Below are 23873 nucleotides of genomic sequence, written 5' to 3'. Positions count from 1 at the left end.
ACCGACAGGGAGACCTCATGCTCTTCGGCCGCTCACCCCAGCTGCCCACCCCCGAGCAGGCGCTCAAGGGCCGTGACCTGCCCGCCTTCGCAGTCCCCGAGCGCCACACCGTCCTGGGCACCCCGCTCCTCGGCCCCTACCCCGAGGGCCTGGAGATCGCCGACTTCGGCCTGGGCTGCTTCTGGGGCGCGGAACGCAGGTTCTGGCAGCTCCCCGCGGGTGTGTGGACCACCCTGGTCGGCTACCAGGGCGGCTACACCGAGCACCCCACCTACGAGGAGGTCTGCTCGGGCCTGACCGGCCACACGGAGGTCGTCCGCGTGCTCTACGACCCCGAGCTGATCTCCTACGACCGCCTCCTGAAGACCTTCTGGGAGTCCCACGACCCGACCCAGGGCTTCCGCCAGGGCAACGACGTGGGCACTCAGTACCGCTCGGCGATCTACACCCACACTCCGGCCCAGGCAGTCAAGGCCGAGGCCTCCCGCACCTCCTACCAGAACCGCCTGACCTCCACCGGCCACGGCACGATCACCACGGAGGTCCTCCCCGCGGAGGGCCGCACGTTCTACCCGGCCGAGGCCTACCACCAGCAGTACCTGGACAAGAACCCGGCGGGCTACTGCGGCTCGGGCGGGACGGGGGTCGAGCTGGGCACCCCGTTCGAGACCAACTGGGGCACGTCCTGCCCGACCGGCCTCGCCCCCGCCCCGGAAGTCACCGACAAGTAGCCCCGCCGCTGGGCAACCCCTCATCCTCCGGCCACAGCGATTGAGCCGTTCGGCCCATGGTCCGGTCGGGCCGGGAGGCCGAGAGCCTCACAAGGTCTTCTACTTGGTCTTGGCCTCTGAGAGGGAGTCGCTTCATGCCGGGACACCCGCACTCCGTCGAGCGCGTCCTTGCCGCGCCCGTCGATCTCAACGGCCCCGGGCACTATGTGCACTGGGGTGTGGTGCAGCTGTCTGTCGCCAACCTGGTGGTCATCGGGGTGATGCTGGTGGTCTTCGTGGCGGCTCTGCTCCTGCCCTTCCCCCGAGGGCGAGGATGAGCGGGGCGGGCGGGGCCGGCGGAGGCTGGACCGGAGCCGTCCGGCGACGGGCGGTACGGGCACTGCCCCCGGACAAGCTGCTGCCGGACACCCAACCCGCGTACATGGCCTCGTGGATCTACGTCTTTGGCGTGCTCACCGTGGCCTCGCTGATCGTGGTCCTGGTCACCGGCGGGGTGCTGGCCCTGAAGGGGCCTGCGTGGTGGCACGTCTCGGGAACCGGCAGGTACGTGAACAGTCTCCACCTGTGGGGCGTCGAGCTGTTCATGTTCTTCATGGTCATCCACCTGTGGGGCAAGTTCTTCATGGCCGCCTGGCGCGGCCGGCGGGCGCCGACCTGGATCACCGGTGCGGTGTGCTTCTTCGCCTCGATCGGCACGGCCTTCACCGGCTACCTGGTCCAGCAGAACTTCGACTCCCAGTGGATCGCCGGCCAGGCCAAGGACGGGCTCAACTCGGTCGGCATCGGCGCGTTCTTCAACGTGCTGGACTTCGGCCAGATGCTGATGTGGCACATCGCCCTGCTGCCCTTCGTCCTCGGTCTGCTGACGGTCTGGCACATCCTGCTGGTCCGGCTGCGCGGAATCGTGCCGCCGATCGACGCCACCACCGGTCCCGCGGACGCAACCACACGGGAGGCGGCGCGATGAAGCGACACCGCCGTGAGTCCGCCACGCCGGACCCGGCCGCCTTCCCCGCCAGGCCTTACGACCTGGTCAAGGAGTTCACGATCGCGCTGGTCGTGGTCGCGCTGCTCACCGCGGGCCTGGCCGCCGTCTTCTCCTCGCCCGACGTCAGGCCGGTGACCCTGGCCTCCTGGGCGCGGGCCGACGGCGCCGACTTCACCGCGACCGCCGTGACCGAGCTCGGCGGCACCAGCGGAACGGCCGGGTACGGGCCGCCGTACAACCACACGCCGGGCGCGGCGCAGAAGCTCGGCCCGGTCGGGCTGCAGAGCGCCGCGGGTGTCCGCGTCCCGGTGGACACGGCGAAGGACTTCGTGCTGCATCCGCTGCGCGACGTCCCGGAACCGCCCGCCGTCACCGCGGCCCTCGCCACCTGGGACGCCGCCCCGGCCGCCCGGCAGCAGGCATGGGCCGCGGCCTACTCCGACGCCCTGACCAAGGCCCGCGGCGGCGCCGTCCCGACGGGCGACTACGGCCCGGTCCCCGTTCTCACCGCACGCCTCCTCGAATTGGCCCGCAGCGGCGCGTTGGACGGCGAACTCCAGGCGGAGGGCAAGTTCTACCAGACCGACTACACCCGTCCGCTGCTCTTCCTCTCCGACGGCTCCTACCTGGAGTCCCTGGCCCGTGCCGAGCACCTCGGCGGCGACCAGTGGGGGATGATGAACGAGACGGGGAACTACCCGGGCCAGGCGTGGCTGTGGCTCTACACCTTCTGGTACCAGATCGAGCCCTTCAAGTCCTCCGGCAACGCCGACGCCCTGATCTGGGGTGTGATGGCCCTGCTCAGCCTGGGCCTGATGCTGGTGCCCTTCATCCCCGGCGTGCGGTCGGTCCCGCGCTGGACGCGGGTGCACCGGCTGATCTGGCGCACGTACTACCGCGAGCAGGCTGTGGAACAGGACCGGCGCAAGTGATCCCCGCCCTCCGCGGCGCAGGCCGACCGGGACCGGGGTCCCGTACATGCCGACCGCGTTCGGATCAGCTCCAGGTGGCTGGACGGCTCCCCTCGACGAGGCTAGGCGCCGTTGTGACCTGGCAGGTCGGCGACAGGGTCGTCGGCATGGTGGTCGCGGACGGCGTCCAGGACCTCGGTGAGTTGGCCGCGGGCCGCAGCTGAGCGCAGGTGGTCCAGGTAGTCACGGGATTCGACGATCTTTCCGTTCCTGACACGCATGATGAAGACGGCCGGGATGGTGAAGGGTTCGCCGGTCTCCACCACGCTGCCTTCGTACTGGAACTCGGCCACGATGACCTCGGGATCGGTGGTCTCGTGGACGTTGATCCGGGTCGGCCGACGCCTCAGGGCCCGGGCTTGGTACGGCTGCGGTGCGCCACCGAAGTGGGCTCGTAGCGCTTCGCGCGTGAGCATCGGCGGCGCCCCCAGGGGGTGGAACGGGTGGGAGACATCGGTCTGCTCCGCGTACAGATCCACTACGTCCGCCCAGCGCTCTTCACAGACGCCGTGCACCAGTTTCAAGAAGACTTCGCGAGGAGTCTCGGTCATCGGCCCACCGTAACCCGGCCCGGCAGAGCGGTGCCTTGCCCCCCGAGTCCGCTGATCGTGTCGGTCGCGGACGGACTCCGCGGAGAGGAACATCGGAGTCACGGAGGCAGGTGGTGGCTATGGGGACGCCGTCGATGCATTTCAGCGAGAGTCCGGAGGATCCGTTCGCCCTCGGGCGCGGTGCCTCGGCCGTGCTCGACGATCAAGGCACCGTGGTCGGCTGGAGCGCACGTGCGCAGGAGTTGCTCGGCTATCCGGCCAAGGAAGTGATCGGACGGGCGTGGCAGGACCTCCTGGTCGACGCACGTGACCTGCCAGTCGTACGGTCCGTCGTCGTGGACGCCATGAAGGCGGGGGGATGGTTCGGTGTCCTGCCCGTCCGCCACCACGACGGACGCCGTGTGGAGATGGGTTTCCGAGCCCGTGCGGTCACGCGGCAGGGAGGCGGTCAGGAGTGGCTCCTGGTCGGTGCCCCTGCCGCGGAGGTCATTGCCTGGCAGCGGGACCGTGCGCTGCTGGACGGTCTGTACCGCCGGTCCCCGATCGGTCTGGTCACCTACGGCCCGGACCGAAGAGTGATCCGGGTCAACCGTGCGGTCGAAAAGGCGAGCGGCGTCCCGGCCGAGGCTCCGGTGGGCCACCACCCCCGCGAATTCATGGTCGCCGAGGACGCGGGTCCGGCGGATGAACGGGTCCGGCACGTCCTGGAGACCGGCGAGCCGTTGATCTTCACCGAGCAGTCCGCCCGGGCACGCCACGATCCGGGCCGGGAACGGATCGTGTCCGTTTCGGCGTTCCGGATGGAAGATCCCTCGGGCCGGGTTCTCGGCGTGGCCGAGACGATCGAGGACGTGACCGACCGCCACCGGGCGCAACGCAGGCTCGCCCTGCTGAACGAGGCGAGCGCCCGGATCGGAACCTCGCTGGACGTGACACAGACCGCTCGGGAACTGGCCGAGGTGGCCGTCCACGGACTGGCCGACTACTGCTCGGTGGATCTCCTCAAGCCTGTGACACTCGGTGACGAACCGGGTACCGGTACGGGGGGTCCGCTGGTCCGGGCCGCCCTGTCACCACCGGAACACCGCGTCCCGTTCCAGGAGGGCGACGTCGTCCCGCTGCTTCCGGAATCGCCGCAGGCGCGGTGCCTGGCCGAGCGTCGCCCGATTCTCGACGGGCGGCTGTCCCTGCGCCCCGAGTGGTACGCCATGGACCGGCGGCGGATCGAGATCGCCCTGGGTCTCGGCGTTCATTCGCTGATCGCGGTGCCCCTGCTTGCGCGCGGCCTGGTACTGGGCGTGGTGAGCCTGTGGCGGTCGCGCAATTCGGAACCCTTCGAGGACGGCGATGCCGCGGTGGCCCAGGAGCTCTCCTCGCGTGCGGCCGTCTCCATCGACAACGCGCGCCGCTTCACCCAGCAGCAGAGCGCCGCGCTGACTCTTCAGCGCAGTCTGCTGCCGAGCGCGGCGTCCGACCTGCCGGCTGTGGAGGTGGCCTGCCGATACCTCCCGGCCAGCGGTGAACCGGGCATCGGCGGTGACTGGTTCGACGTGATCCCGTTGTCGGGGGCCCGGGTCGCCCTCGTGGTGGGCGACGTGGTCGGACATGGGATCCACGCAGCGGCCTCGATGGGCCGGCTGCGCGCCGCCGCGCGCACCCTGGCCAGCCTCGACCTGGAGCCGGACGAGGTGATGACGGGGCTGGACGATCTGGTCAGTCTGCTGGCCACCGAGCTGGAGGCGAACGCCGACGACAACCAGTCGGCGATCGAGCAGATACTCGGGGCCACCTGCCTCTACGCCGTCTACGATCCGGTCTCCCGGCATTGCTCCCTGGCCCGCGCCGGCCACCCGGCACCGGTGATGTCCGTCCCGGACGGCGAGGTGACCGTGCTCGATCTGCCCGCGGGGCCACCGCTGGGCCTGGGCGGTCTGCCCTTCGAGACGTACGACCTGGACCTCCCCGAGGGCAGCCTGCTCACGCTCTACACCGACGGCCTCCTGGAGGCACGCAACGGCGACATAGACGCCGCGCTGGAGCACCTGCGCGCATGTCTCGCCCACACCACGGAGCCGCTGGACCAGACCTGCCACACCGTGGTCGAAGCGCTGCTGCCCAAGGACCACCTCCCCAGCGACGACATCGCGCTGCTCGTCGCCCGTACCCGGGTGCTACGGCCCCAGAACGTCGCCTCGTGGCAACTGCCCCTGGAAGCGACCTCCGCCGCCCGTGCCAGGGAGCTGACCACGGCGAAACTGACCGAATGGGGGCTGACCGAACTGGCCTTCACCACCGAGCTGGTCGCCAGCGAGCTCGTCACCAACACCTACCGGTACGCGGCCGGCCCCGTCACCCTGCGCCTCATCCGTACGCACTCCCTGATCTGCGAGGTGTCCGACACCAGCCACACCTCCCCGCACCTCCGGCGGGCCCTCAGCACGGACGAGGGCGGACGCGGGCTCTTCCTGGTCGCGCAGCTCACGGAGCGGTGGGGCACCCGCTACACCCGCGACGGCAAGACCGTCTGGACGGAGCAGCCTCTGCCGCCCGCATGAACCACGCCCGCCACCAGGTACTCGTCCTCGGTGAGGACCCGGGTAATTAAGGCGACCGCAGCGCCTCCGCCCTCGTACATTCGCACTTCGCGCAAGGGGAGGGTCTGGATGAGCAGTTCCGCGTTTCTGATCGGTGGCGGCTGGGACGTCCCGGAGGTGTACGAGCCGTTTCTGCGGCAGGCGGCGGTGCGCGGTGGGGATGTGCCGCGGATCGGCTGCGTGATCGTCGACGAAGGGGACGGGGCGGAGCAGTTCGAACGGTATGCGGGTGTGCTGCGGAAGGCCGGCCCGTGTTCGCCTGTGCCGTCGTTCGTACCGCTCGGGGGGCGTTTCGAGCCGGACGGGGCGCTGGACGGCGTGGACGGGCTCCTGGTGTGCGGTGGGCTGACGCCCGCCTACCAGGAGGCGTTCGCCGAGTGCCTGGACCGCCTGCCGCAGCTGCTCTCCGACCGGGGGCTGCCGTACGCGGGGTTCTCGGCGGGCGCCGCCGTGGCCGCGCGACGGGCAGTGGTCGGCGGATGGCTGGCGGACGGGGTGCCGGTGTGCCCGGAGGACACCGCGGAGGATCTCGAGGAGATCGAGGTGCGGTCGGGGCTCGGGCTCGTGCCGTTCGCCGTGGATGTGCATGCCGCGCAGTGGGGGACGCTGGGGCGGCTGGTCGCGGTGGTGGGCCGCGGGGAGGCGCCGTACGGCGTCGCCGTCGACGAGAACACCGTGGTGGAGGTGGACGGCGAGGGCTGCCGGGTGGCAGGGCTCGGGCGCGTACATGTCGTACGGGCCGCGGGGGAAGGGGGCGTCGCTGTGCGGGCGTACGGGACCGGGGAGGTCTTCGGCCTGTCCTAGCCCCTGTGCAGCCGGTCGGAGGTGGGTTGGTTTCGCGCGCCGCGCCGGTGGGGTGCCGCCGGCATCCACGCCGGCCACGCAGCCGAGGGGGCTGTTACTGCACAGGGGCGCGGAGCCGTATCCAGATGCGGCTCCGCCGCGTGGGCGCGACCGGCCCCACGCGGCGGAGCCGAACGGGATCAGATGGTCGCCGTGTCGATCACGAAGCGGTACCGGACGTCGCTCGCCAGCACCCGCTCGTACGCCTCGTTGACCTCCGCCGCGCTGATCAGCTCGATCTCCGCACCGATGCCGTGCTCGGCGCAGAAGTCGAGCATCTCCTGGGTCTCCCGGATGCCGCCGATGCCCGAGCCGGCGAGGGTCTTGCGGCCGGCGATCACCGAGAACAGGTTGAGGGAGATCGGCTCCTCGGGGGCGCCGACGTTCACCAGCGCGCCGTCGGTCCTCAGCAGCGACAGGAACGCGCCGAAGTCCAGCGGCGCCGACACCGTCGAGATGATCAGGTCGAAGGTGCCGGCCAGCTCCTCGAAGGTCTTCGGGTCGCCGGTGGCGTGGTAGTGGTCGGCGCCCAGCTTCAGCCCGTCGTCCTTCTTGCGCAGGGACTGCGAGAGCACGGTCACCTCGGCGCCCATCGCGTGCGCGATCTTGACGGCCATGTGGCCGAGGCCGCCGAGCCCGACGACCGCGACCTTCTTGCCGGGGCCGGCGTTCCAGTGCCGCAGCGGGGAGTACGTGGTGATGCCGGCGCACAGCAGCGGGGCGGCCACGTCCAGGGACAGGCCGTCCGGGATCCGTACGACGAAGTTCTCGTCGACGACGATCTTCTGCGAGTAGCCGCCGTAGGTGGGCTCGCCGTCCTTGCCGACGGCGTTGTAGGTGCCGACGTTGCCGCCCAGGCAGTACTGCTCCAGGCCCTTGAGGCAGTTCTCGCACTCGCGGCAGGAGTCGACCATGCAGCCGACGCCCACCCGGTCGCCCACGGCGTACTTGGTGACACCGGGACCGACCTCGGAGACGACACCCGCGATCTCGTGGCCGGGGACCATCGGGAAGATCGCCGTGCCCCAGCCCTCGCGGGCCTGGTGGATGTCGGAGTGACAGATGCCGGCGAACTCGATGTCGATCAGGACGTCGAACTCACCGACCGGGCGCCGCTCGATCGTGGTCCGCTCCAGCGGAGCCTTCGCGGCGGGCGCGGCGTACGCAGCAACAGTGGTCATGCCGGGGGTTCTCCTAGCAGGGGGGTTCGTGCCCGGTTGCCTTTCGACCGGGCACGCGTCCAGCCTGCAGCGGGCGCCGCCGCTCACCCAGACCACGGATCTTCGTACGACCGCTGTGCCTACCACTGGCGGGGACAGGCTGGCGGGCGTACGACCACGGGAGACGGCCGATACTGGCCGTATGGACGCACAGCAGGACGCAGCCGCCGGCCGGCCCCTGGACCGGCGCGCCGAGCTGAGCGAGTTCCTGCGCAGCCGGCGGGCCCGGCTGAAGCCGGGGGACGTGGGGCTGCGCGACTTCGGACGGCACCGCCGGGTGCCGGGGCTGCGCCGCGAGGAGCTGGCCCAGCTGGCCGGGGTGTCGGTGGCGTACTACACCCGGCTGGAACAGGGCAACGGACGCAACGTCTCGGCGGAGGTCCTGGACTCGATCGCCCGCGCCCTGCGCCTCACCGACGCCGAGCACGCCCACCTCACCCACCTGGCCAAGCCGAAGACGCACAAGAAGAAGCCGGCGGCACGGCAGCAGCAGGTGCGGGGGGCACTGCGCCAGTTGCTGGACGTGATGGAGGGCGTGCCGGCGTACATCGTCGGGCGCCGGGCGGAGATCCTGGCCTGGAACCGGATGGCCGCCGCGGTCTTCGGCGACTGGTCGGAGCTGCCGCCCGCCGAACGCAACTGGGCCCGGCTCGTCTTCCTGCACCCCGAATACCGCGACCTCTTCGTCGACTGGGAGCAGAAGGCGATCGACATCGTCTGCGCCCTGCGCATGGACGCGGGCTGCTATCCGGACGACCCGCGGCTGTCCGCGCTGGTGGGCGAGCTGTCGGTGAAGAGCGACAAGTTCCGCCGCCTGTGGGCGACCCACGACGTCAAGGAGAAGAGCCACGGCGTCAAGCGCCTGCACCACCCCCTGGTCGGCGACCTCTCCCTGAACTTCGAGAGCTTCCGCCTCACGGACGACTCCGACCTCGGCCTGGTGACGTACCACGCCGAGCCCGGTTCCCCGTCGGCGGAGTCCCTGCGTCTGCTGGCCAGCTGGGGCACGGACGCGACCCGCGCGGGGACGGGGAGTTCGGCACCACCGCGCTGAAGGAAGAGAGATAAGTGGATCTTTACCGGTGCTTTGTGCTGCTCGCGGCTGTGAACGATTCGCTCCGCGTAGGGTGATTCGGCTGACAGGCCGACCGAGGGGGGCGAGCGCGAAGTCATGGGCGACGCGGATGGCAAGGGCGAGATACTCCACATCAAGATCGCCGATCTGAAGGCGACGGCGCCCCACTTCCACACCCACAGCACGGATCTCACCAAGGCGCTCACCAAGCTCAAGACGGCTCTCTCCGCTGCGGGTTCGCCGTGGGGCGACGACGAACAGGGCACCGCCTTCCACAAGGCGTACGGCCCGCACGTCAAGCAGATGGAGAACGCGGCGCAGATCCTCGCCGAGGGTCTGGCCAGCATCCATGAGGCGATGACGGACATGGCCGACGGCCATATCGACAACGAAGAGCTGGTCCGCGCCATGTTCAGCAAGATCACCGTCAGGGACGGGGACCAGGGCAAGTGAGCGTCGGCGACAAGGCCAAGCAGATCGTCCAGGACGTCACCGGCATGTGGTGGCCGGCCGCCGACGAGGACGGGCTGCGGGACGCGGCCACGGCCTGGCGGAACTTCGCCGATGACATCGAGGACGTCGCGGCCGCCGCGAACAAGTCGGCCCGCTCCATCATCGAGCACAACAAGGGCGAGGCGATCTCCGCCTTCGACGAGCCGTTCTGGCGCCGCTACTACTACGAGAAACACGGCTGGCTCCAGGACATGATCGACGGCGCCAGGGACATGGCCAAAGCCCTCGACAAGTACGCCGACGCCGTCCACTCCGCGGAGAAGCACCTCGAACACGAACTGGAGATCGTCGGAGCGACGATCGTCGCCGGGACCGCCCTGGCCATCTTCACGGCGGGCATCTCCGAAGGCGCCGCCGCGGCAGCTACCGCGAGCATCGTGGAGATGGCAGGCACACTCGGCGTGACCGTCTCCACCGAGGTCGCCACCATCGCGGGCACCACCCTGGCCACGGCCGCGCTCGGCGGCATCGAGTCGGTGACCGTCGACCTGGCCGTCGCCCAGCCCGTCGCCATCGCCACCGGCGAGAGCAAGGGCTTCAGCCTGGACGAGGCCAGCGGGGCGGCCACGGACGGGATGCTGTACGGCGGCATGTTCGGCGCGGCAGCCGGTGGCGCGAGGGCCGCGGCCGAAGCGGGCGGCTGGCGCAACCTCCTCGGCGGTGACATGCCCGCCCTCACGGACCCCCGGCTGCTCCTGGCCAACATGCCGGAGGAGGCCGCTCCCGCCCTGGGCGGGACACGGAGCGGCGACGAGTGGCTCACCGGCGCCCGGCGCCGCCCGCGTGACATCCTCGACGATCCCGCACAGACGAAGTGGGCGGAAGCCGCGTACGACGATTTCCGTCAGGACTCCCGCGACATCGCGGCCATCAGCCGCAACACCGAAGGTGTGCCCCGGGCCAACGGCACGACAGGGTTCACCGAGGAGGAAATCTCCACCATCAAGAAGCACGTCTTCGATACCGAGCACCCGATCGAGGACTACGAAACCGGCAAGGTCGTCACCCGCAGGTTCGACGCGGATGCCGAGATCGCCGACGCCTGGATCCGCCTCCGCTCCGGCAACGCCCTGCCCGAGGACCACGTGCTGCTCGAACACGAGTTGACGGAACTCGACTACCTGCGGTCGCACCCGGGTGCGACCTACCAGGAGGCGCACCGGGTGGCCAACCAAAACTACAATTGGCAGAACATGGTTCCGCTCAACAAGCGGGAAGACTTCGAGAGCGAGTGGTAATGGCGTCCCTGGTGTACTTCAAAAAGCTGTCCGAGCAGCCGGGCTCCATTCGCTACTCCTTCGGCGAGGACCCCGCCGAGATGGACCGCACCCTCACCATGAACACGACCAGCCGCACCTCGACGTCCGACGACGGCGACACCGACTACACGTTCCTCAAGGCGTCCCGAAAGATCAACTCCTTGTTCGAGGAGCGCAGCCAGTGGCCGGAACGGGGGATGAGCGCGAGCTGACAGCCTCAGCTGCGTGGGGTGGCAGCAGGGTGTCGAACTGCCGCGAGGCGCCCGGGGTCCGGGGGTGTTCCCCAGAAGGCACAGCATGGCGGTGATGGCGGCGGTCACGGACAAGGCCCCTGCATCAGCCCTGGTACGGCGGCATCGCCCCCCAGTTCCACTTCGGCACCGGCTGCTCGGCGGGAGGCCGCGCGTCCGGGCCCGAGAAGTACACCGCCAGCCGGGTTCCCCACTCCACATAGGCCAGGAAGGCCGAGCGGAACTCGGCGTCGACGGGCAGACCGGCGTCGTCGGCGGCGTCCTGGATGAGATTGACCCAGCGGCGGCGCTGGGGCTCGGTGATGTGCTTGCCGAAGTGTTTGGCCACCATGTGGGAGTGGCCGCCCTGGGTCTCGGAGTAGCGGGCGGGGCCACCGAAGACCTCGCCGAGCCAGAGGGCGACATGGGAGGCGTGGCCTGGGGCGAGGTCCTGGAAGAGCGGGGCCAAGAGGTCGTCCTTGACCACCTTGTCGTAGAAGACCGAGGTCAGCCGGGAGAAGGCCGCGGCGCCGCCCGCCCAGTCGTACAGGGTGGGCACGGCCCCTCCGCCGCCCTGCACACCGGTCGGCCGGTAGTGGCGCATCTCCTCGATGTTCTCCACGTACGGCCGGATCTCCGCGAGGAACGGCGGAAACAGCTCCGACCTGCGGAAACCCTGGAGGTGGTCCTCGGTGGACGTCCAGGTGATCCGCAGGATCCAGGACTCGGGCTCCTCCTCGCAGCGGGTCAGTCCGTAGTCGACACACTGGGGAGCGGCGGCCAGCTGGACGGCCGCGCGGGTGTAGGCGGAAAGGAACTCCGCCGACTGCTGCTCGGGAACGCGGTAACGGATGTACTCGACTGTGTGAGCCGTCATACGGGCACACAAGCACGAACGGCCCGCCGGAAGCTTCTGCTCCGGCGGGCCGTTCGCTCACGGCCTACTCAGGTACGACGGCTCACTTGCCGTAGTACGCGTTGTAGACCGTGATCGTCGACGTGTTGCCCTTCTTGTCGGCGATCTTGGCGCGGAACGAGATGGCCTTGTTCTTCGCCGGGTTCTTCACGGTGATCTTGCCGCCGCGGACGTCGACCTTCTTGAAGGTCTTGCCGTCGTAGGAGACGTACACCGTCAGGGACTTCAGGTTGCTGCCCGCGGCAGCGCCCTCGACGGTGACCGGGAAGGTGACCCTCTTGCCGGCCTCGACACGGCTGTCCAGGCCGGTCTTGGCACCGAAGTACAGGGCGGAGACGGGGAGCTTCGCGGAACCGCCCGCCGGCTTCTTGGAGCGGAAGGTCCACGCCGCGTCGATCCGGGAGGAGGCCTCCGACACCTTGGCCGAGCGCTTGACCGAGGTGGTCAGCTTGTACGCGGCGTCACCGGCGGGCACCTTGAAGGTCTTCTCGCCGAACATCGGGTCGTCGTTGGAGCCGACCTTGACGCCGTTGCGGTACAGGGTCGTGGTCGCCGAGGTGAACGTCGACGAACCGATGTGCTTGGCGCCGTCCGCGAACAGCGGCAGCGCGCCGTAGATCTCGTTGCCGTCCCGGAAGACACCGAAGTCGGCGTTGACCAGCGGGGCGAAGACCGCGGTGTTGAAGGTCTTGGAGTACGACTTGCCCGCCGTGAAGGACTGCGCGCCGGCCGAGTAGGACGCGTCGGCGATCGGGAACCCGTCCGGGTCCACCCCGCCGTCCTGCTCGAACTCCAGCTGCCACTTCACGCCGCCCTTGGCCGACAGGTGCAGGGTGCGGGTGCCGGGCAGGGTCTGCGGGATGCCGATGGAGGAGGCGCCGGAGCTGCCGGGCAGCCAGCCCACCGCGTTGACGGTGCCCTTCTTGCCGCTCGCGGCGGCACCGAGCCGGGCCTTCACCGTGGCCAGGTCGCTCGCCTTGTAGTGCTTGGTGTAGCCGGTGGCGAGCTTGGTGACCGGACCGCCGGAGGTGACGTCGTACTCCGTGCCGGTGCCCTTGGACCAGTGCGCGTCCCACTGCTGGTACAGCGTGCCCGCGGGCAGCGACCCACCGAGGTGAGCGGTGTGGAAGTTGTCGTACGAGTCGAGGAACCAGCCGTAGCCGTACTGGCCGTCGCCGATCGTGACGTCCCACTCCGGCGAGGCGAACTGGGACTTCAGGCCCGTGGCCGGGACGGTGATGTCCACCGGCTTGGCCTTGCGCGCGTCGATCGTGATCGTCTGCTTGCCGGAGACGGTCAGCTTCGGCTGGGCGATCCAGTCGATGCCCTTGGTGGCGTCCTTCGGGTCGACGAAGGTGGCGGTGTTGAGGATGTACGTGCCCTTGGGCGCGCGCACCTTCACCGTGCCCGACGGGTCGTACGGGTTCAGCCACTGGCCGTTGGCCAGGCCGGCCACGCCGGTCATGTCGGCGTCGAAGTACTGGGCCGGCTTGCCGTCACGGCCGATGAACTTCAGCGTGACGTCGTACGACTCCACCTCGCGCTGCACCGCGGCGGCCGTGCGGACGGTCTGCCCGTCGCCGGTCGCGGTCACGTACGCGGAGTAGGCGCCGTCGAGGGTGCCGCCCAGCTTGGTGTTGACCGTCAGGTCGACGGAGGCCTTGCCGTGCGCCGGGACCGTCACCTTGGTCGCGCCGAGCTTGAAGAAGCCCGCCGGAGCCGCCGCACCCTTGGGGTCGGTGGCGGTGCTGGTCAGGCTGAGGGTGACGTCCTTGTCGCCGAGGTTGCGGTAGGACACCTGCTTGGTGACCGGGGTGTCGTCGGTGTGCGGCCACTGCTGCACGCCGAAGCTGACCGACACCGGGTCGGCGATCACGGACTGCTTGATGGCCTTGTCGACCGCGATCCGGCCCGAACCCTGCTGGAACGGGGTGTACTTGCCGCCCTTGGCGGAGCCCGTGAGCGCGCCCTTCAGCTCGGCGTAGCCCCAGTCGGGGTGCTCCTGCTTCAGGATCGCGGCGGCGCCCGCGACATGCGGAGTGGCCATCGACGTACCGGAGATGGTCAGGTAGCCCTCGGGCTTCTCACCGACCTCCTGGTCGATGACGCTGCCCTTGGCCGCGGCGGCGGTGATGTCCACACCGGGCGCGGTGACGTCCGGCTTGATGGCGCCGTCGCCGGTGCGCGGGCCGGTCGAGGAGAAGTCGGCCAGCTTGTCCTTGTCGTCGACCGCGCCGACGGTGAGCGCGGCGTCCGCGCTGCCCGGCGAACCGATCGACTGGGGGCCCTCGTTGCCCGCGGCGATCGCGAACAGGATGCCCTTCTCGGCGGAGAGCTTGTTGACCTCGGCCTCGAGCGGGTCGATCTCGGGCGTGTCGTAGCCACCGAGGCTCAGGTTGATGACCGAGGCACCCTGCGAGGCCGCCCACTCCATGCCGGCGAGGATGCCGGAGTCGTCACCGGAGCCGGTGTCGTCCAGGACCTTGCCGTTGAGGAGCTTGGCGTCGGGAGCGACGCCCTTGTACTTGCCGCCCGACTTGGCGCCGGTGCCCGCCACGATGGAGGCGACGTGCGTGCCGTGACCGAAGTGGTCCTTGGCGTCGGCCGCGGCGGAGAAGTTCTTGGACTCGATCACCTGGTCCTTGAGGTCCGGGTGGCTGGTGTCCACACCCGTGTCCAGGACGGCGACCTTGACGCCCTTGCCGGTGTAGCCGGCGGCCCATGCGACCGGGGCGCCGATCTGCGGCACCGACTTGTCGAGCGAGGCCTTGCGGACGCCGTCGAGCCAGACGTGCGCGATGCCGGAGGCGGTCCTGTCGCCGTTGGTGACGGCGTCCCACAGCTCGGCGGTGTCCTTGACCGGGGTCTGCACCGCGTCCGCGTTCAGCGCGGTGAGGCTGCGGCGCAGGTGGCCCGCGTCGCGGACGTCCTGCTTGGCCGCCGTGGCGGAACCGCTGTAGCCGACGATGACCTTCAGGCCGTTCTTCTGGGCCTTGCGGGTGGCGGCCTTGTTCAGCTCGGTGATGTCGAACAGCCGCTGGTCCAGCTTGCCGGAGGCGACCAGGCGGGCCGCGTCGGCGGGAATGACGAGCGTGTGTCCGTCGGCCTTGCGGACCTGGACGGGAATGTGCTCCCGCCCCTTGGCCCGCTGCAGGCCGACGACGCGGCCCTTGGCGTCGAGGGCGACACGGTCGCCGGTGATCAGGGTGACGTGGTGCTTGACGCTGAGCGAGGAGGCAGCGGCCGAGACACGCTGCTCGGGCTTCGCCGACGCGGGGCTGGTCATACCCGCGGCGAGGGCGACGGCTGCGGCAGTGGCCACAGTGGCCGCAGCTGCTCTTTTCACTTGTCTGCGCAAGTTCTCCCCCTGGAGATGAGTTACCGGGCAAATCCCCATTCACCCGGCGGGGGGTAGTCCCGTACACCTGCACGTCAACCCCCCGGATCCCGAAGTATGCCGGGGGGTGATCAGACGGCTCAATAGTTGAGAGGACCGTAAGAAAGCGCTACCCAAAACTGTTACGCATCGGGGGAGACACCGTTACAGAATCGCTAAGTCGCGTTCGTACGAACGGTGTTATGGGCCGTCAGGCGCCCGCGTTCTCCTTCACGGTGATCCTGCCCTTGCGGATGGTGGCCAGCCGCGGGGCCTTCTTCGCGATCGCCGAGTCGTGGGTGACCATGACGAAGGTCAACCCGTGCTCCTTCCAGAGGCGTTCGAGTACGTCCATGATCTCGTCGCGCATGCCCTCGTCGAGGTTGCCGGTCGGCTCGTCGGCGAGGAGGACCTTCGGCCGCTTGACGAGTGCGCGGGCGATGGCGACGCGCTGCTGCTGTCCTCCGGACATTTCGGAGGGCAGGTGCGCGAGGCGTCCGCCGAGGCCCACGGACTTCAGTGCTTCGGCGGCCAGTTCACGGCGCTCCTTGACCTTGATGCCGAGGGGGACGAGAGCGGTCTCCACGTTCTCCTGGGCGGTGAGGGTCGGGATGAGGTTGAAGGACTGGAAGACGAAGCCGATGTTCTCGCTGCGGACCCTGGTGAGGCGGGCCTCGGAGAGCTTGGCCAAGTCGGTGCCGTCGAGGACGACTTCGCCTTCGGTGGGGCGGTCCAGGCCGCCGAGCATCTGGAGGAGGGTGGACTTGCCTCCGCCCGTGGGGCCCTGGATGACGAGTCGGTCGCCGTCACCGATGGTCAGGTCTATGCCGTCGAGGGCGTGGACGGTGTCCTTGCCCCTGGTGTAGCGCTTGGTCACGTTCTTCAGTTCGTACATGGTGGCTCCTGGGATCGTTCTTGACTGCGGGTGCGTGGGGGCTGATCGCGCGCGGCGGAGCCGCCTGTCGATACGGCCCCGCGCCCCTGGGTCGGCAAGCGCGTCCTACTCGACACGGCGCAGCGCGTCGGCCGGGCGCAGCCTCGACGCCCGCCACCCTCCGAACGCCCCCGCGATCAGGCCGCCGGCCACCGCCAGGCCCACCGCCAGGAGGATCGTCGTCACGCTGACCGGGGCCGTGAGGGCGACCTCCAGGGTCTTGGCCGACTGGCGTCCGGGGCCGCCGAAGCCGCCACCGCCGCCGGGGCCGCCGCCGAACCCGCCGCCGCCCGTGCCACCGCCGAGCTGGGCCTGCAGGTTGGGACTGATGGCCGTGACGGCGTACGCGCCCGCCAGGCCGAGCGCGATGCCGAGGGCACCGCCCACCAGACCGTTGACGACGGCCTCGCCGACCACCTGGCGGGTCACCCGGCCGGACTTCCAGCCCAGGGCCTTCAGCGTGCCGAACTCGCGGACGCGCCGGGAGACGGCGGAGGAGGTGAGCAGGCCCGCGACCAGGAACGCGGCCACCAGCACCGCGATGGACAGCCACTTGCCGACGTTGGTGGCGAGGGAGGAGGCGGTGGACAGGGAGCCGGAGACGGTGTCCGCGAGGTCGGCGGAGGTGGTGACCGTCGTACCCGAGACGTTCTTCCGGATCGCCGACTTGACGCTGTCGATCTTCTGCGAGTCGGTCGCCTTGACGTAGATCGTGGTGACCTTGTTCTTCGAGTCGCTCAGGGTCTGCGCCTGCTTGAGCGGGATGTACAGGTTGGCGGCCGAGTCACCGCTGTCGGCGGTGGCGATGCCGATCACCTTGAACTTGACGCCCTTGATGGTGACGGTGGAGCCGGCCTTGTACTTCTTCTGCTTGGCGTAGGCCGAGTCGACCACGACGACCTTGGCGTTCGTCTCCGTCGCCTTGAACGTACGACCGCTCGTGATCTTCGAGGAGGTCAGCGGGCCGAGGGCCGGCTCGGTGACGTCGGTGCCGTAGACGGAGTAGTTGTTGACGTCGAAGGCGGCGCCGCCGCCCTGTACTTCGCCCTGCGGCTGGCCGGTTCCGCCGGGGCCGCCGCGCCGGCTGCCGCCGTTGCCGTTCTGCTGGAACTGGCCTCGTGTGAACTGGCCGTTGATCTTGATGACCTGCAGGCTCAGCCCGCCGACCGCGTCCGAGACGCCGGACTGCGCGCCGACCTTGGTCACGGTCGAGGTCGACAGCGTCTGGAAGCCCTGCACCATGACACGGTCGCTGCTCTGGGTGGAGTCGTCGTCGTTGTTGCGGGCGTCGAACTGGAAGCGGGGCCGCTGGGCGTTGCCGGTGGACGCCGACGCCGCCTTGGTGACGGTCATGTCCGTGCCCAGTCCGTACAGCGACTGCAGGACCTTGTCCTGGGCCTTGCCCATGCCGCTGGACACGGAGTTGACCACGATGACCAGTGCGATGCCCAGTGCGAGGCCGGAGGCGACGACCAGGGCCGCCTTTCTACGGCGGCGCAGTTCACGCCTCAGGTAGGTGAAGAACATGCCCGCAAGCTAGGGACGGACCGTGATGACTCGATAAGCCCGGAATAAAAGAACCATGAGAAGGCTGTGGCCGCCCCCAGGAAGGCCCCGGAAACACCGATGCCGCCCCTGGGGGCGGCATCGGAAAGGCTGTGAAGGGGCTGTCAGACGGCCGAGCCGGCCTTCCACTGCGCCCAGTCCATGTTCCAGCCGTTGAGGCCGTTGTCCGGGGAGACGGTCTTGTCGCCGGTGTGCTGGACGACCACCACGTCACCGATCAGGGAGTTCTCGTACATCCACGCGGCCGGCGTGTTCGGGTCGTTGGCACCCTTGGTGTCGGACAGGCCCACGCAGCCGTGGCTGGTGTTGACGCTGCCGAAGATGGACTTCGCGCCCCAGTAGTTGCCGTGCAGGAAGGTGCCGGAGCTGGTCAGGCGGATGGCGTGCGGCACGTCCTTGATGTCGTACTCGCCCTTGCCGTCGTCGTCGGTGAAGCCCACGGTCGCGCCGTTCATGCGCGTCTCCTTGAACTTCTCCTGCATGACCATGATCCCCTGGTACGTCTTGTTCTCGGGCGAACCGGCGGAGATCGGGATGGTCTTGATGGTCCTGCCGTCCTGCGTGACCTTCATCTGCTTGGTCTGCGCGTCGACGTAGGAGACCTGGTTGCGGCCGATGTGGAAGGTGACCGTCTTCTGCTGCACACCGTAGACGCCGCTCGCACCCTGGACACCGTCCAGGTTGAGCTTCAGCGTGACGGTGGAGTTCTCCTTCCAGTACGTCTCGGGGCGGAAGTCGATGCGGTTGGCGTTGAACCAGTGGCCGACGACCTCCTGGCCGCTGCTGGAGCTGACCGTGATGCCCTTCTGGACGGCAGCCTTGTTGGTGATCGCCTTGTCGAAGTTGATCGACACGGGCATGCCCACACCGACGGTGGAGCCGTCCTCCGGCGTGAAGTTGCCTATGAAGCTGTTGGCCGGGGAGACCGTGGTGAAGGTGGCGTTCTCGTGGGCGACGAGGCCCGCGGCGTCCTTGGCCTCCGCAGCGACCTTGTAGCTGGTGGAGCGCTCCAGCTGGGTGGTCGGCTTCCAGCTCTTCTTGTCGGCGGACAGCGCGCCGGCGACGGCCTTGCCGTCGACAGTGGTCATGGTCACACCGGTGAGGGTGCCCTTGGCGACCGTGACGGCGGCCGAGTTGTTGATGGAGGCGTTGTTGGAGCCGTCCTTGGGCGTGATCGTGATCTGGGCCTCGGAGGACTTCTTGGCCGCCGCCTCGTCGGCCTTGGCCTGGGAGGTGTCCCCGTTGTCGGCGGACTTGGCGTCCCCGCCGCCGGAACACCCGGTGAGTACCAGTACGCCGCCGAGCAGTGCGGACGCGACCGTCAGGCCCTTGCGCCGCTTACTGTCCGTCATCACACGCTTCTCCATCGCTGCCGAATCCGCGGAATCCCCGAAAGCCCCCGTTGGGAACCTTTAACGCTACGGCCGGTGCCTCCCGTTCCACATAGATCACAGGTGTGGGCCACGCCACGTCCCGCCCGGGACGGGTGGCGCGGAAGTCGTCCGTGCGCTCCCCGAAACGACGAGACCCCGGACGGCGGTTGCCGTCCGGGGTCGGGTTCCCCGAGCCGCTCAGCCGATGCCGCCCTCTTCCTCGTCGTCGCCCCCATCCTCCTCGTCCAGTTCCCAGTCCGGCGAATCCGGGTCGTACTCGATCCGCTCGCTGGACCAGGAGGCCTGCTGGAGTTCCACCCCCGGCACCTCGCTCACCAGGTCGAACGGGTCCACGAGATAGGCGAGGGCCTCCGCGGTGTCTTCCGTCACAGCGTTCTCGGCATGGGCCCGCTCCTCCGGAGGCAGCTCGGTATCGGCGGTGAGCCGGCGCAGCGCGGCCTTGGTCACCTCGTCCTCGTCGTGCACCTCAAGAACCAGCTCCACCCGAAGCCGTACAAAACGTGATGTCTCTTCCGTGCTCATGACCGGAGCGTACGACTGAAACCTCCCGTGACTTTCCTGTGACCCGCGATTTTCACTAACATCGCCCCACACGGCCAATTCGCCAGCGTCACAAGGGGGATCGATATTCCGTGCCATCCGCTCGCCGTCCGCTGCTGACCGCCACCGCCGCGGGGACCCTGCTGTGCGCCCTGTGGTTCGTCCCGTCCGCCAACGCGTCGCAGGACGGCACGGCCAGAGCGACCACGGAGGTGACCGGAACGACGCAGGTCACCCAGCAGGCGAAGGCGATATCCGAGGCCGCGACCACGGACGCCTCGGGCGCCGCGGACAGCACCCAGCTCGCCGACACCGGCAGCTTCGACACCACGCCTTACGTGGTCGGCGGCAGCCTGTTCCTCGCCGTGGGTGCCGGATTCGTGGTGTATTCGGTACGCCGGGAACGCCTCGGCTTTTAATTGCGCTTGACTCTTCTTTGACGGAGAACGCATAGTCCGCCCATGAAGAGATCATCGGGCGTGCGGCTGTGCGCCACCGCAGCTGTGAGCGCGCTGTCGCTCGCCCTCATCACCGGCTGCTCCGACGGAGGTTCGAAGGACTCCGGGGACGGCAAGGGCGGCAAGGACGGGAGCTCGGCCGCGAAGGCGCTGAGCGTCGCCGAGCTGAAGCAGCTGATCATCGCCAAGGGCGAGGTGCCCGGCTACAAGGTCGGCCCCGTCGAGGGCGGCATCCCCGACAAGAGCAAGGTCAAGTCGGACGACGCCCAGTGCGACCCGGTACTCCGCGCCCTGACCGGCATCGCGCCCGGCGAGCCGGCGACGAACACCAGCCGCATGGCCACCGAGGACAAGAAGGACCCCACGGACAAGGCGACGTCCCTGGACGACCTGGCCGACGGCAAGTTCGAGGACGCGCTCAACGAGTCCATGGACCTGGACGTCACCGTGGTCACCCTGGCCTCGTACGACGGTGACGGCGCCGAGTCGGCCCTGAAGTCGGTGACCGACGCGGTGAAGTCCTGCTCGGGCGGCTTCTCCGGCGAGCAGGACGGCGAGAAGGGCAAGTTCACCAAGGTCGAGGAGGAGAAGTCCTCGGGCACGGGCGACGAGTCGGTGGCCTTCACGGCGACCAACGACTCGGGCAAGGACGGGGTCATGCCGCTCCACGCCGAGGTCGTGCGGCACGGGAACACCCTCGCCACGTACACCACCATCAACATCGGCGCGATGATGAGCAAGAAGGCCTACACGGTGTCGGCCCCGGTCATCAAGGCCCAGGCGGCCAAGCTGAAGTGACGTCGTGAAAGGGGCCCTGCCGAACGGCAGGGCCCCTTCACTCTTTCCACGTCCTACTGGAGCGGACCGGTGACCGTCTCCGCGGCAGCGACGAGGTGACCCCCGCGCACGAAGGCGTCGGCGGCGGCCAGGTCGGGGGCCAGGAACCGGTCCGGGCCGGGACCCTGCACACCGGCCGCGCGCACGGCCTCGATCACGGCCTGCGAGGCGGGCGCCGGGGTCAGGCCCTCGCGCAGCTCGATGCCGCGGGTGGCGGCGTACAGCTCGACGGCGATGATCCGGGTGAGGTTGTCGACGGCGGTGCGCAGCTTGCGCGCGGCCGACCAGCCCATGGACACGTGGTCCTCCTGCATCGCGGAGGACGGGATCGAGTCCGCGGAGGCGGGAACGGCCAGCCGCTTCATCTCGCTGACCAGCGCGGCCTGCGTGTACTGGGCGATCATGAGCCCGGAGTCGACACCGGCGTCGTCGGCGAGGAACGGCGGGAGCCCGTGGCTGCGGTTCTTGTCCAGCAGCCGGTCGGTGCGGCGCTCGGCGATGGAGCCGAGGTCGGCGGCCGCGATGGCGAGGAAGTCCAGGACGTACGCCACGGGGGCGCCGTGGAAGTTGCCGTTGGACTCGACGCGGCCGTCGGGCAGCACGACGGGGTTGTCGACGGCGGAGGCGAGCTCCCGCTCGGCGACGAGACGGGCGTACGCGAGGGTGTCCCGCCCGGCACCGGCGACCTGCGGTGCGCAGCGCACCGAGTAGGCGTCCTGGACGCGGGGCGCGTCGTCCTGGTGGTGCCCGGTGAGCCCGGAGTCCTTGAGGACGGCGAGCATGTTGGCCGCCGAGGCGCCCTGCCCCGGGTGCGGCCGGATGGCGTGCAGCTCGGGCGCGAGGACCTTGTCCGTGCCGAGCAGCGCCTCCATGCTGAGGGCGGCGGTGATGTCGGCGGACTTGTACAGGGCGTCGAGGTCGGCGAGGGCCATGACCAGCATGCCGAGCATGCCGTCGGTGCCGTTCAGGAGGGCCAGGCCCTCCTTCTCGCGCAGCTCGACGGGCTGGATCCCGTGCTCGGCGAGCAGCTCACCGGCGGGCCGGACGGTGCCGTCGGGGCCCTCCGCGTCCCCTTCGCCCATCAGCGCGAGGGCGCAGTGGGACAGCGGGGCCAGGTCGCCGGAGCAGCCGAGCGAGCCGTACTCGTGCACGACCGGGGTGATCCCGGCGTTCAGCACGTCGGCCATGGTCTGCGCGACCTCGGGCCGCACACCCGTGTGTCCCGAGCAGACGGTCTTGAGGCGCAGGAACATCAGGGCCCGTACGACCTCACGCTCGACCCGCGGGCCCATGCCGGCGGCGTGCGAGCGGACGATGTTGCGCTGCAGCTGGGCGCGCAGTTCCTGGCTGATGTGCCGGGTCGCCAGGGCTCCGAAACCGGTGGAGACGCCGTAGACCGGGTCCGGCTTGGCCGCCAGCGCGTCCACGATCTCCCGGGCCGCCGCGAGGGCCGCCACCGCCTCCGCCGACAGCTCGATCCGGGCGCCGCCGCGCGCCACGGCGAGAACGTCGGACGCGGTGACACCGGACGTCCCCACCACCACAGTGTGCATATCCATATTCAGGAGCGTACGCATTGAATGCCTTGATGTCACTAGTGGGGAACAGGAGTGACCCTTACCGATCCGTGTGCTTCACCTCACGGCCGCCCCCGGGCGGCCGGCGCCCGCGGAAGCGCCGCCGCTCTCCGCGCTCGGCCCGCTCGGGCGACGGCTCGTCGGCGAGGCGTACGACAGGGTCGTCCGGCCCCTCCCGGCCCGCCACCACCGGCCGGTCCGCGCGCATGGCCTTGGCCCGGTACTGGGCGGCGTCGGCCAGCCGGAACAGCCGCCGCGCCGAGCGCACGGGCCCGATGGCCTCCTCGGTCGAGGCCACCCCGCACGCCACCCCTTCCCCCAGCTCCAACTCGGCGGCCCTGCGGCACAGTTCGCCCGCAGCCTTGACCACGTCATCGGCCGACGGCCCCACCGCCAACAAGCAGAACTCATCCCCACCGAGCCGCGCCGCGAGCGCCCCCGGCACCATTGCCCCGCACAGCGACAGCACCGACCCGAACCGCTCCAGCAGCCGGTCCCCCACCGCATGCCCGAGTGTGTCGTTGACCCTCTTGAGCCCGTTGAGATCGCAGACGACGAGACTGACGACGACACCGTCCGCGCGATGCCGCTCGACAGCCTCTTCCAGACTCACGTCCACGGCACGGCGGTTGGCGAGGCCGGTGAGGGCGTCGGTGAACGCGAGCCGGTGGGCCTCCTCCAGCCGCTCGGTCTGCGCGATGCCCGCGGCGACGACGGCGGCCAGAACCGTGGCGAAGTCGGCGTCCGCCCGCCCGAACACGGGCTCGCCGGCCGCGCGGGCGACATACAGCTCGCCCCAGGCCCTGCCGTGCAGCACGACAGGGGCGACCAGACAGCAGCCGCGGCCCCTGCGGCGCAGGGCGGCGACACGATGGTGGTGGTAGCCGGGGGTGCCGGCGGCCGTGCCCTCGGCGGTCTCCACCCAGGCGTTCGGCTCGCCCCCGCCCGCCCAGCGCTCATGCAGGAACTCGGTGATCTCCGGGAACTGGTGCACCGGATAGGCCTCGGCCTCCGGGAACTCCTCCTCGTCCGGGCGGCGCTCCCCCACGTTCACCAGGACCCGCAGCCGGCCCAGCTCCCGCTCCCACACCGACAGCGCGGCGAACCTCCCGTCCAGCGCCCGGCACGCACCGAGCGCGGCGGCCCGCCACGACTCCCGCGGGGTGTGCGCCGCCGCCATCCCCTGAGCCAGCGCCACCACGGCGGCGAGCCGCTTGTCCTCACCCATCACCCCAGGTTAGGGATGAAATGAGGCAAATGGGGATAGGAGCGTGGCGATCAGGTGGCCACAGAACACACC

General features: G+C 69.7%; 22 protein-coding genes. 12 read left to right on the top strand and 10 right to left on the bottom strand.

Going from position 1 to position 23873, the window contains the following annotated elements:
* Positions 1 to 17: 17 nt before the first annotated feature.
* The 4 genes from msrA (at position 18) to ACIF83_RS39610 (ending at position 2651) form a co-directional block, all read left to right on the top strand.
* Positions 18 to 731 carry a peptide-methionine (S)-S-oxide reductase MsrA gene (gene msrA, locus ACIF83_RS39625; RefSeq protein ID WP_398137088.1) on the top strand — a complete coding sequence of 238 codons (714 nt, stop codon included), beginning with the start codon at positions 18 to 20 and terminating at the stop codon, positions 729 to 731.
* Between the two features lie 134 nt (positions 732 to 865).
* On the top strand, positions 866 to 1048 hold the full coding sequence (locus ACIF83_RS39620; RefSeq protein ID WP_393468184.1) for a hypothetical protein: 183 nt from the start codon (positions 866 to 868) through the stop codon (positions 1046 to 1048).
* Positions 1045 to 1698, top strand: coding sequence for a cytochrome b N-terminal domain-containing protein (locus tag ACIF83_RS39615; protein WP_393468183.1), 654 nt, complete (start codon positions 1045 to 1047; stop codon positions 1696 to 1698). The genes ACIF83_RS39620 and ACIF83_RS39615 overlap by 4 nt, the downstream gene beginning before the upstream one ends.
* Entirely contained in the window at positions 1695 to 2651 is a 957-nt protein-coding gene (locus ACIF83_RS39610; protein ID WP_399734597.1) for a hypothetical protein, read from the top strand. The genes ACIF83_RS39615 and ACIF83_RS39610 overlap by 4 nt, the downstream gene beginning before the upstream one ends.
* 101 nt (positions 2652 to 2752) lie before the next feature.
* Here ACIF83_RS39610 and ACIF83_RS39605 read toward each other — a convergent pair whose 3' ends face one another.
* Complete coding sequence (locus ACIF83_RS39605; protein ID WP_393468178.1) at positions 2753 to 3241, bottom strand: nuclear transport factor 2 family protein; 489 nt, start codon at positions 3239 to 3241, stop codon at positions 2753 to 2755.
* 134 nt (positions 3242 to 3375) lie between these two features.
* Here ACIF83_RS39605 and ACIF83_RS39600 point away from each other — a divergent pair, with 134 nt between their 5' ends.
* Entirely contained in the window at positions 3376 to 5796 is a 2421-nt protein-coding gene (locus ACIF83_RS39600) for a SpoIIE family protein phosphatase (RefSeq protein WP_399734595.1), read from the top strand.
* A gap of 108 nt (positions 5797 to 5904) precedes the next feature.
* The gene (locus ACIF83_RS39595; protein WP_399734592.1) at positions 5905 to 6639 is read left to right on the top strand and encodes a hypothetical protein; all 735 of its coding nucleotides are present in this window, start codon (positions 5905 to 5907) and stop codon (positions 6637 to 6639) included.
* A 179-nt stretch (positions 6640 to 6818) separates the two neighbouring features.
* Here ACIF83_RS39595 and ACIF83_RS39590 read toward each other — a convergent pair whose 3' ends face one another.
* Positions 6819 to 7859 carry an NAD(P)-dependent alcohol dehydrogenase gene (locus ACIF83_RS39590; protein ID WP_399734589.1) on the bottom strand — a complete coding sequence of 347 codons (1041 nt, stop codon included), beginning with the start codon at positions 7857 to 7859 and terminating at the stop codon, positions 6819 to 6821.
* Between the two features lie 181 nt (positions 7860 to 8040).
* On the opposite strand from ACIF83_RS39590, the gene ACIF83_RS39585 reads away from it, so the two are divergent.
* The 4 genes from ACIF83_RS39585 (at position 8041) to ACIF83_RS39570 (ending at position 10957) form a co-directional block, all read left to right on the top strand.
* Entirely contained in the window at positions 8041 to 8952 is a 912-nt protein-coding gene (locus ACIF83_RS39585) for a helix-turn-helix domain-containing protein (protein WP_399734586.1), read from the top strand.
* Between the two features lie 117 nt (positions 8953 to 9069).
* On the top strand, positions 9070 to 9426 hold the full coding sequence (locus ACIF83_RS39580; RefSeq protein WP_399734583.1) for a hypothetical protein: 357 nt from the start codon (positions 9070 to 9072) through the stop codon (positions 9424 to 9426).
* Positions 9423 to 10724: a WXG100 family type VII secretion target gene (locus ACIF83_RS39575; protein WP_399734580.1), complete on the top strand. Its 1302-nt coding sequence runs from the start codon at positions 9423 to 9425 to the stop codon at positions 10722 to 10724. The genes ACIF83_RS39580 and ACIF83_RS39575 overlap by 4 nt, the downstream gene beginning before the upstream one ends.
* Positions 10724 to 10957 carry a hypothetical protein gene (locus ACIF83_RS39570; protein WP_393468158.1) on the top strand — a complete coding sequence of 78 codons (234 nt, stop codon included), beginning with the start codon at positions 10724 to 10726 and terminating at the stop codon, positions 10955 to 10957. Before ACIF83_RS39575 ends, ACIF83_RS39570 begins: the two co-directional genes overlap by 1 nt.
* Before the next feature lie 124 nt (positions 10958 to 11081).
* Here the strand turns inward: ACIF83_RS39570 and ACIF83_RS39565 are convergent, their stop codons facing one another.
* The 6 genes from ACIF83_RS39565 to ACIF83_RS39540 form a co-directional block, all read right to left on the bottom strand.
* Positions 11082 to 11852, bottom strand: coding sequence for a group II truncated hemoglobin (locus ACIF83_RS39565; protein WP_393468155.1), 771 nt, complete (start codon positions 11850 to 11852; stop codon positions 11082 to 11084).
* Between the two features lie 82 nt (positions 11853 to 11934).
* Positions 11935 to 15237 (bottom strand): S8 family peptidase, encoded by a 3303-nt coding sequence (locus ACIF83_RS39560; RefSeq protein WP_398137080.1) that lies wholly within the window; start codon positions 15235 to 15237, stop codon positions 11935 to 11937.
* Between the two features lie 241 nt (positions 15238 to 15478).
* Positions 15479 to 16162, bottom strand: coding sequence for an ABC transporter ATP-binding protein (locus ACIF83_RS39555; protein WP_399734575.1), 684 nt, complete (start codon positions 16160 to 16162; stop codon positions 15479 to 15481).
* 105 nt (positions 16163 to 16267) lie between these two features.
* The gene (locus ACIF83_RS39550; protein WP_393468146.1) at positions 16268 to 17728 is read right to left on the bottom strand and encodes an ABC transporter permease; all 1461 of its coding nucleotides are present in this window, start codon (positions 17726 to 17728) and stop codon (positions 16268 to 16270) included.
* Positions 17729 to 17871: 143 nt separating this feature from the next.
* Positions 17872 to 19119 carry an Ig-like domain-containing protein gene (locus tag ACIF83_RS39545; RefSeq protein ID WP_398137079.1) on the bottom strand — a complete coding sequence of 416 codons (1248 nt, stop codon included), beginning with the start codon at positions 19117 to 19119 and terminating at the stop codon, positions 17872 to 17874.
* Between the two features lie 219 nt (positions 19120 to 19338).
* Positions 19339 to 19683, bottom strand: a complete 345-nt coding sequence (locus ACIF83_RS39540; protein WP_399734571.1) for a hypothetical protein — start codon at positions 19681 to 19683, stop codon at positions 19339 to 19341.
* Between the two features lie 110 nt (positions 19684 to 19793).
* On the opposite strand from ACIF83_RS39540, the gene ACIF83_RS39535 reads away from it, so the two are divergent.
* Both ACIF83_RS39535 and ACIF83_RS39530 read left to right on the top strand, forming a co-directional pair.
* Complete coding sequence (locus ACIF83_RS39535) at positions 19794 to 20120, top strand: LAETG motif-containing sortase-dependent surface protein (protein ID WP_393468137.1); 327 nt, start codon at positions 19794 to 19796, stop codon at positions 20118 to 20120.
* 42 nt (positions 20121 to 20162) lie between these two features.
* On the top strand, positions 20163 to 20957 hold the full coding sequence (locus ACIF83_RS39530) for a hypothetical protein (RefSeq protein WP_398137077.1): 795 nt from the start codon (positions 20163 to 20165) through the stop codon (positions 20955 to 20957).
* Positions 20958 to 21010: 53 nt separating this feature from the next.
* Here the strand turns inward: ACIF83_RS39530 and hutH are convergent, their stop codons facing one another.
* Together hutH and ACIF83_RS39520 are read right to left on the bottom strand one after the other, a co-directional pair.
* Complete coding sequence (gene hutH / locus ACIF83_RS39525) at positions 21011 to 22549, bottom strand: histidine ammonia-lyase (protein WP_393469777.1); 1539 nt, start codon at positions 22547 to 22549, stop codon at positions 21011 to 21013.
* 64 nt (positions 22550 to 22613) lie between these two features.
* Positions 22614 to 23801: a diguanylate cyclase domain-containing protein gene (locus ACIF83_RS39520; RefSeq protein ID WP_398137076.1), complete on the bottom strand. Its 1188-nt coding sequence runs from the start codon at positions 23799 to 23801 to the stop codon at positions 22614 to 22616.
* Between the last annotated feature and the right edge of the window lie 72 nt (positions 23802 to 23873).

This window comes from Streptomyces sp. NPDC085866, from assembly GCF_044541035.1.
Lineage (GTDB): Bacteria > Actinomycetota > Actinomycetes > Streptomycetales > Streptomycetaceae > Streptomyces.
Note: the sequence above shows the minus strand (reverse complement) of the source record. Positions and strands in the feature narration are given on the sequence as shown.

Bases quoted from the DNA above. Each gene is read 5' to 3' on its own strand.
- msrA (WP_398137088.1), top strand. From the start codon at position 18: ATGCTCTTCGGCCGCTCACCCCAGCTGCCCACCCCCGAGCAGGCGCTC.
- ACIF83_RS39620 (WP_393468184.1), top strand. From the start codon at position 866: ATGCCGGGACACCCGCACTCCGTCGAGCGCGTCCTTGCCGCGCCCGTC.
- ACIF83_RS39615 (WP_393468183.1), top strand. From the start codon at position 1,045: ATGAGCGGGGCGGGCGGGGCCGGCGGAGGCTGGACCGGAGCCGTCCGG.
- ACIF83_RS39610 (WP_399734597.1), top strand. From the start codon at position 1,695: ATGAAGCGACACCGCCGTGAGTCCGCCACGCCGGACCCGGCCGCCTTC.
- ACIF83_RS39605 (WP_393468178.1), bottom strand. From the start codon at position 3,241: ATGACCGAGACTCCTCGCGAAGTCTTCTTGAAACTGGTGCACGGCGTC.
- ACIF83_RS39600 (WP_399734595.1), top strand. From the start codon at position 3,376: ATGCATTTCAGCGAGAGTCCGGAGGATCCGTTCGCCCTCGGGCGCGGT.
- ACIF83_RS39595 (WP_399734592.1), top strand. From the start codon at position 5,905: ATGAGCAGTTCCGCGTTTCTGATCGGTGGCGGCTGGGACGTCCCGGAG.
- ACIF83_RS39590 (WP_399734589.1), bottom strand. From the start codon at position 7,859: ATGACCACTGTTGCTGCGTACGCCGCGCCCGCCGCGAAGGCTCCGCTG.
- ACIF83_RS39585 (WP_399734586.1), top strand. From the start codon at position 8,041: ATGGACGCACAGCAGGACGCAGCCGCCGGCCGGCCCCTGGACCGGCGC.
- ACIF83_RS39580 (WP_399734583.1), top strand. From the start codon at position 9,070: ATGGGCGACGCGGATGGCAAGGGCGAGATACTCCACATCAAGATCGCC.
- ACIF83_RS39570 (WP_393468158.1), top strand. From the start codon at position 10,724: ATGGCGTCCCTGGTGTACTTCAAAAAGCTGTCCGAGCAGCCGGGCTCC.
- ACIF83_RS39565 (WP_393468155.1), bottom strand. From the start codon at position 11,852: ATGACGGCTCACACAGTCGAGTACATCCGTTACCGCGTTCCCGAGCAG.
- ACIF83_RS39555 (WP_399734575.1), bottom strand. From the start codon at position 16,162: ATGTACGAACTGAAGAACGTGACCAAGCGCTACACCAGGGGCAAGGAC.
- ACIF83_RS39550 (WP_393468146.1), bottom strand. From the start codon at position 17,728: ATGTTCTTCACCTACCTGAGGCGTGAACTGCGCCGCCGTAGAAAGGCG.
- ACIF83_RS39545 (WP_398137079.1), bottom strand. From the start codon at position 19,119: ATGACGGACAGTAAGCGGCGCAAGGGCCTGACGGTCGCGTCCGCACTG.
- ACIF83_RS39540 (WP_399734571.1), bottom strand. From the start codon at position 19,683: ATGAGCACGGAAGAGACATCACGTTTTGTACGGCTTCGGGTGGAGCTG.
- ACIF83_RS39530 (WP_398137077.1), top strand. From the start codon at position 20,163: ATGAAGAGATCATCGGGCGTGCGGCTGTGCGCCACCGCAGCTGTGAGC.
- hutH (WP_393469777.1), bottom strand. From the start codon at position 22,549: ATGCACACTGTGGTGGTGGGGACGTCCGGTGTCACCGCGTCCGACGTT.
- ACIF83_RS39520 (WP_398137076.1), bottom strand. From the start codon at position 23,801: ATGGGTGAGGACAAGCGGCTCGCCGCCGTGGTGGCGCTGGCTCAGGGG.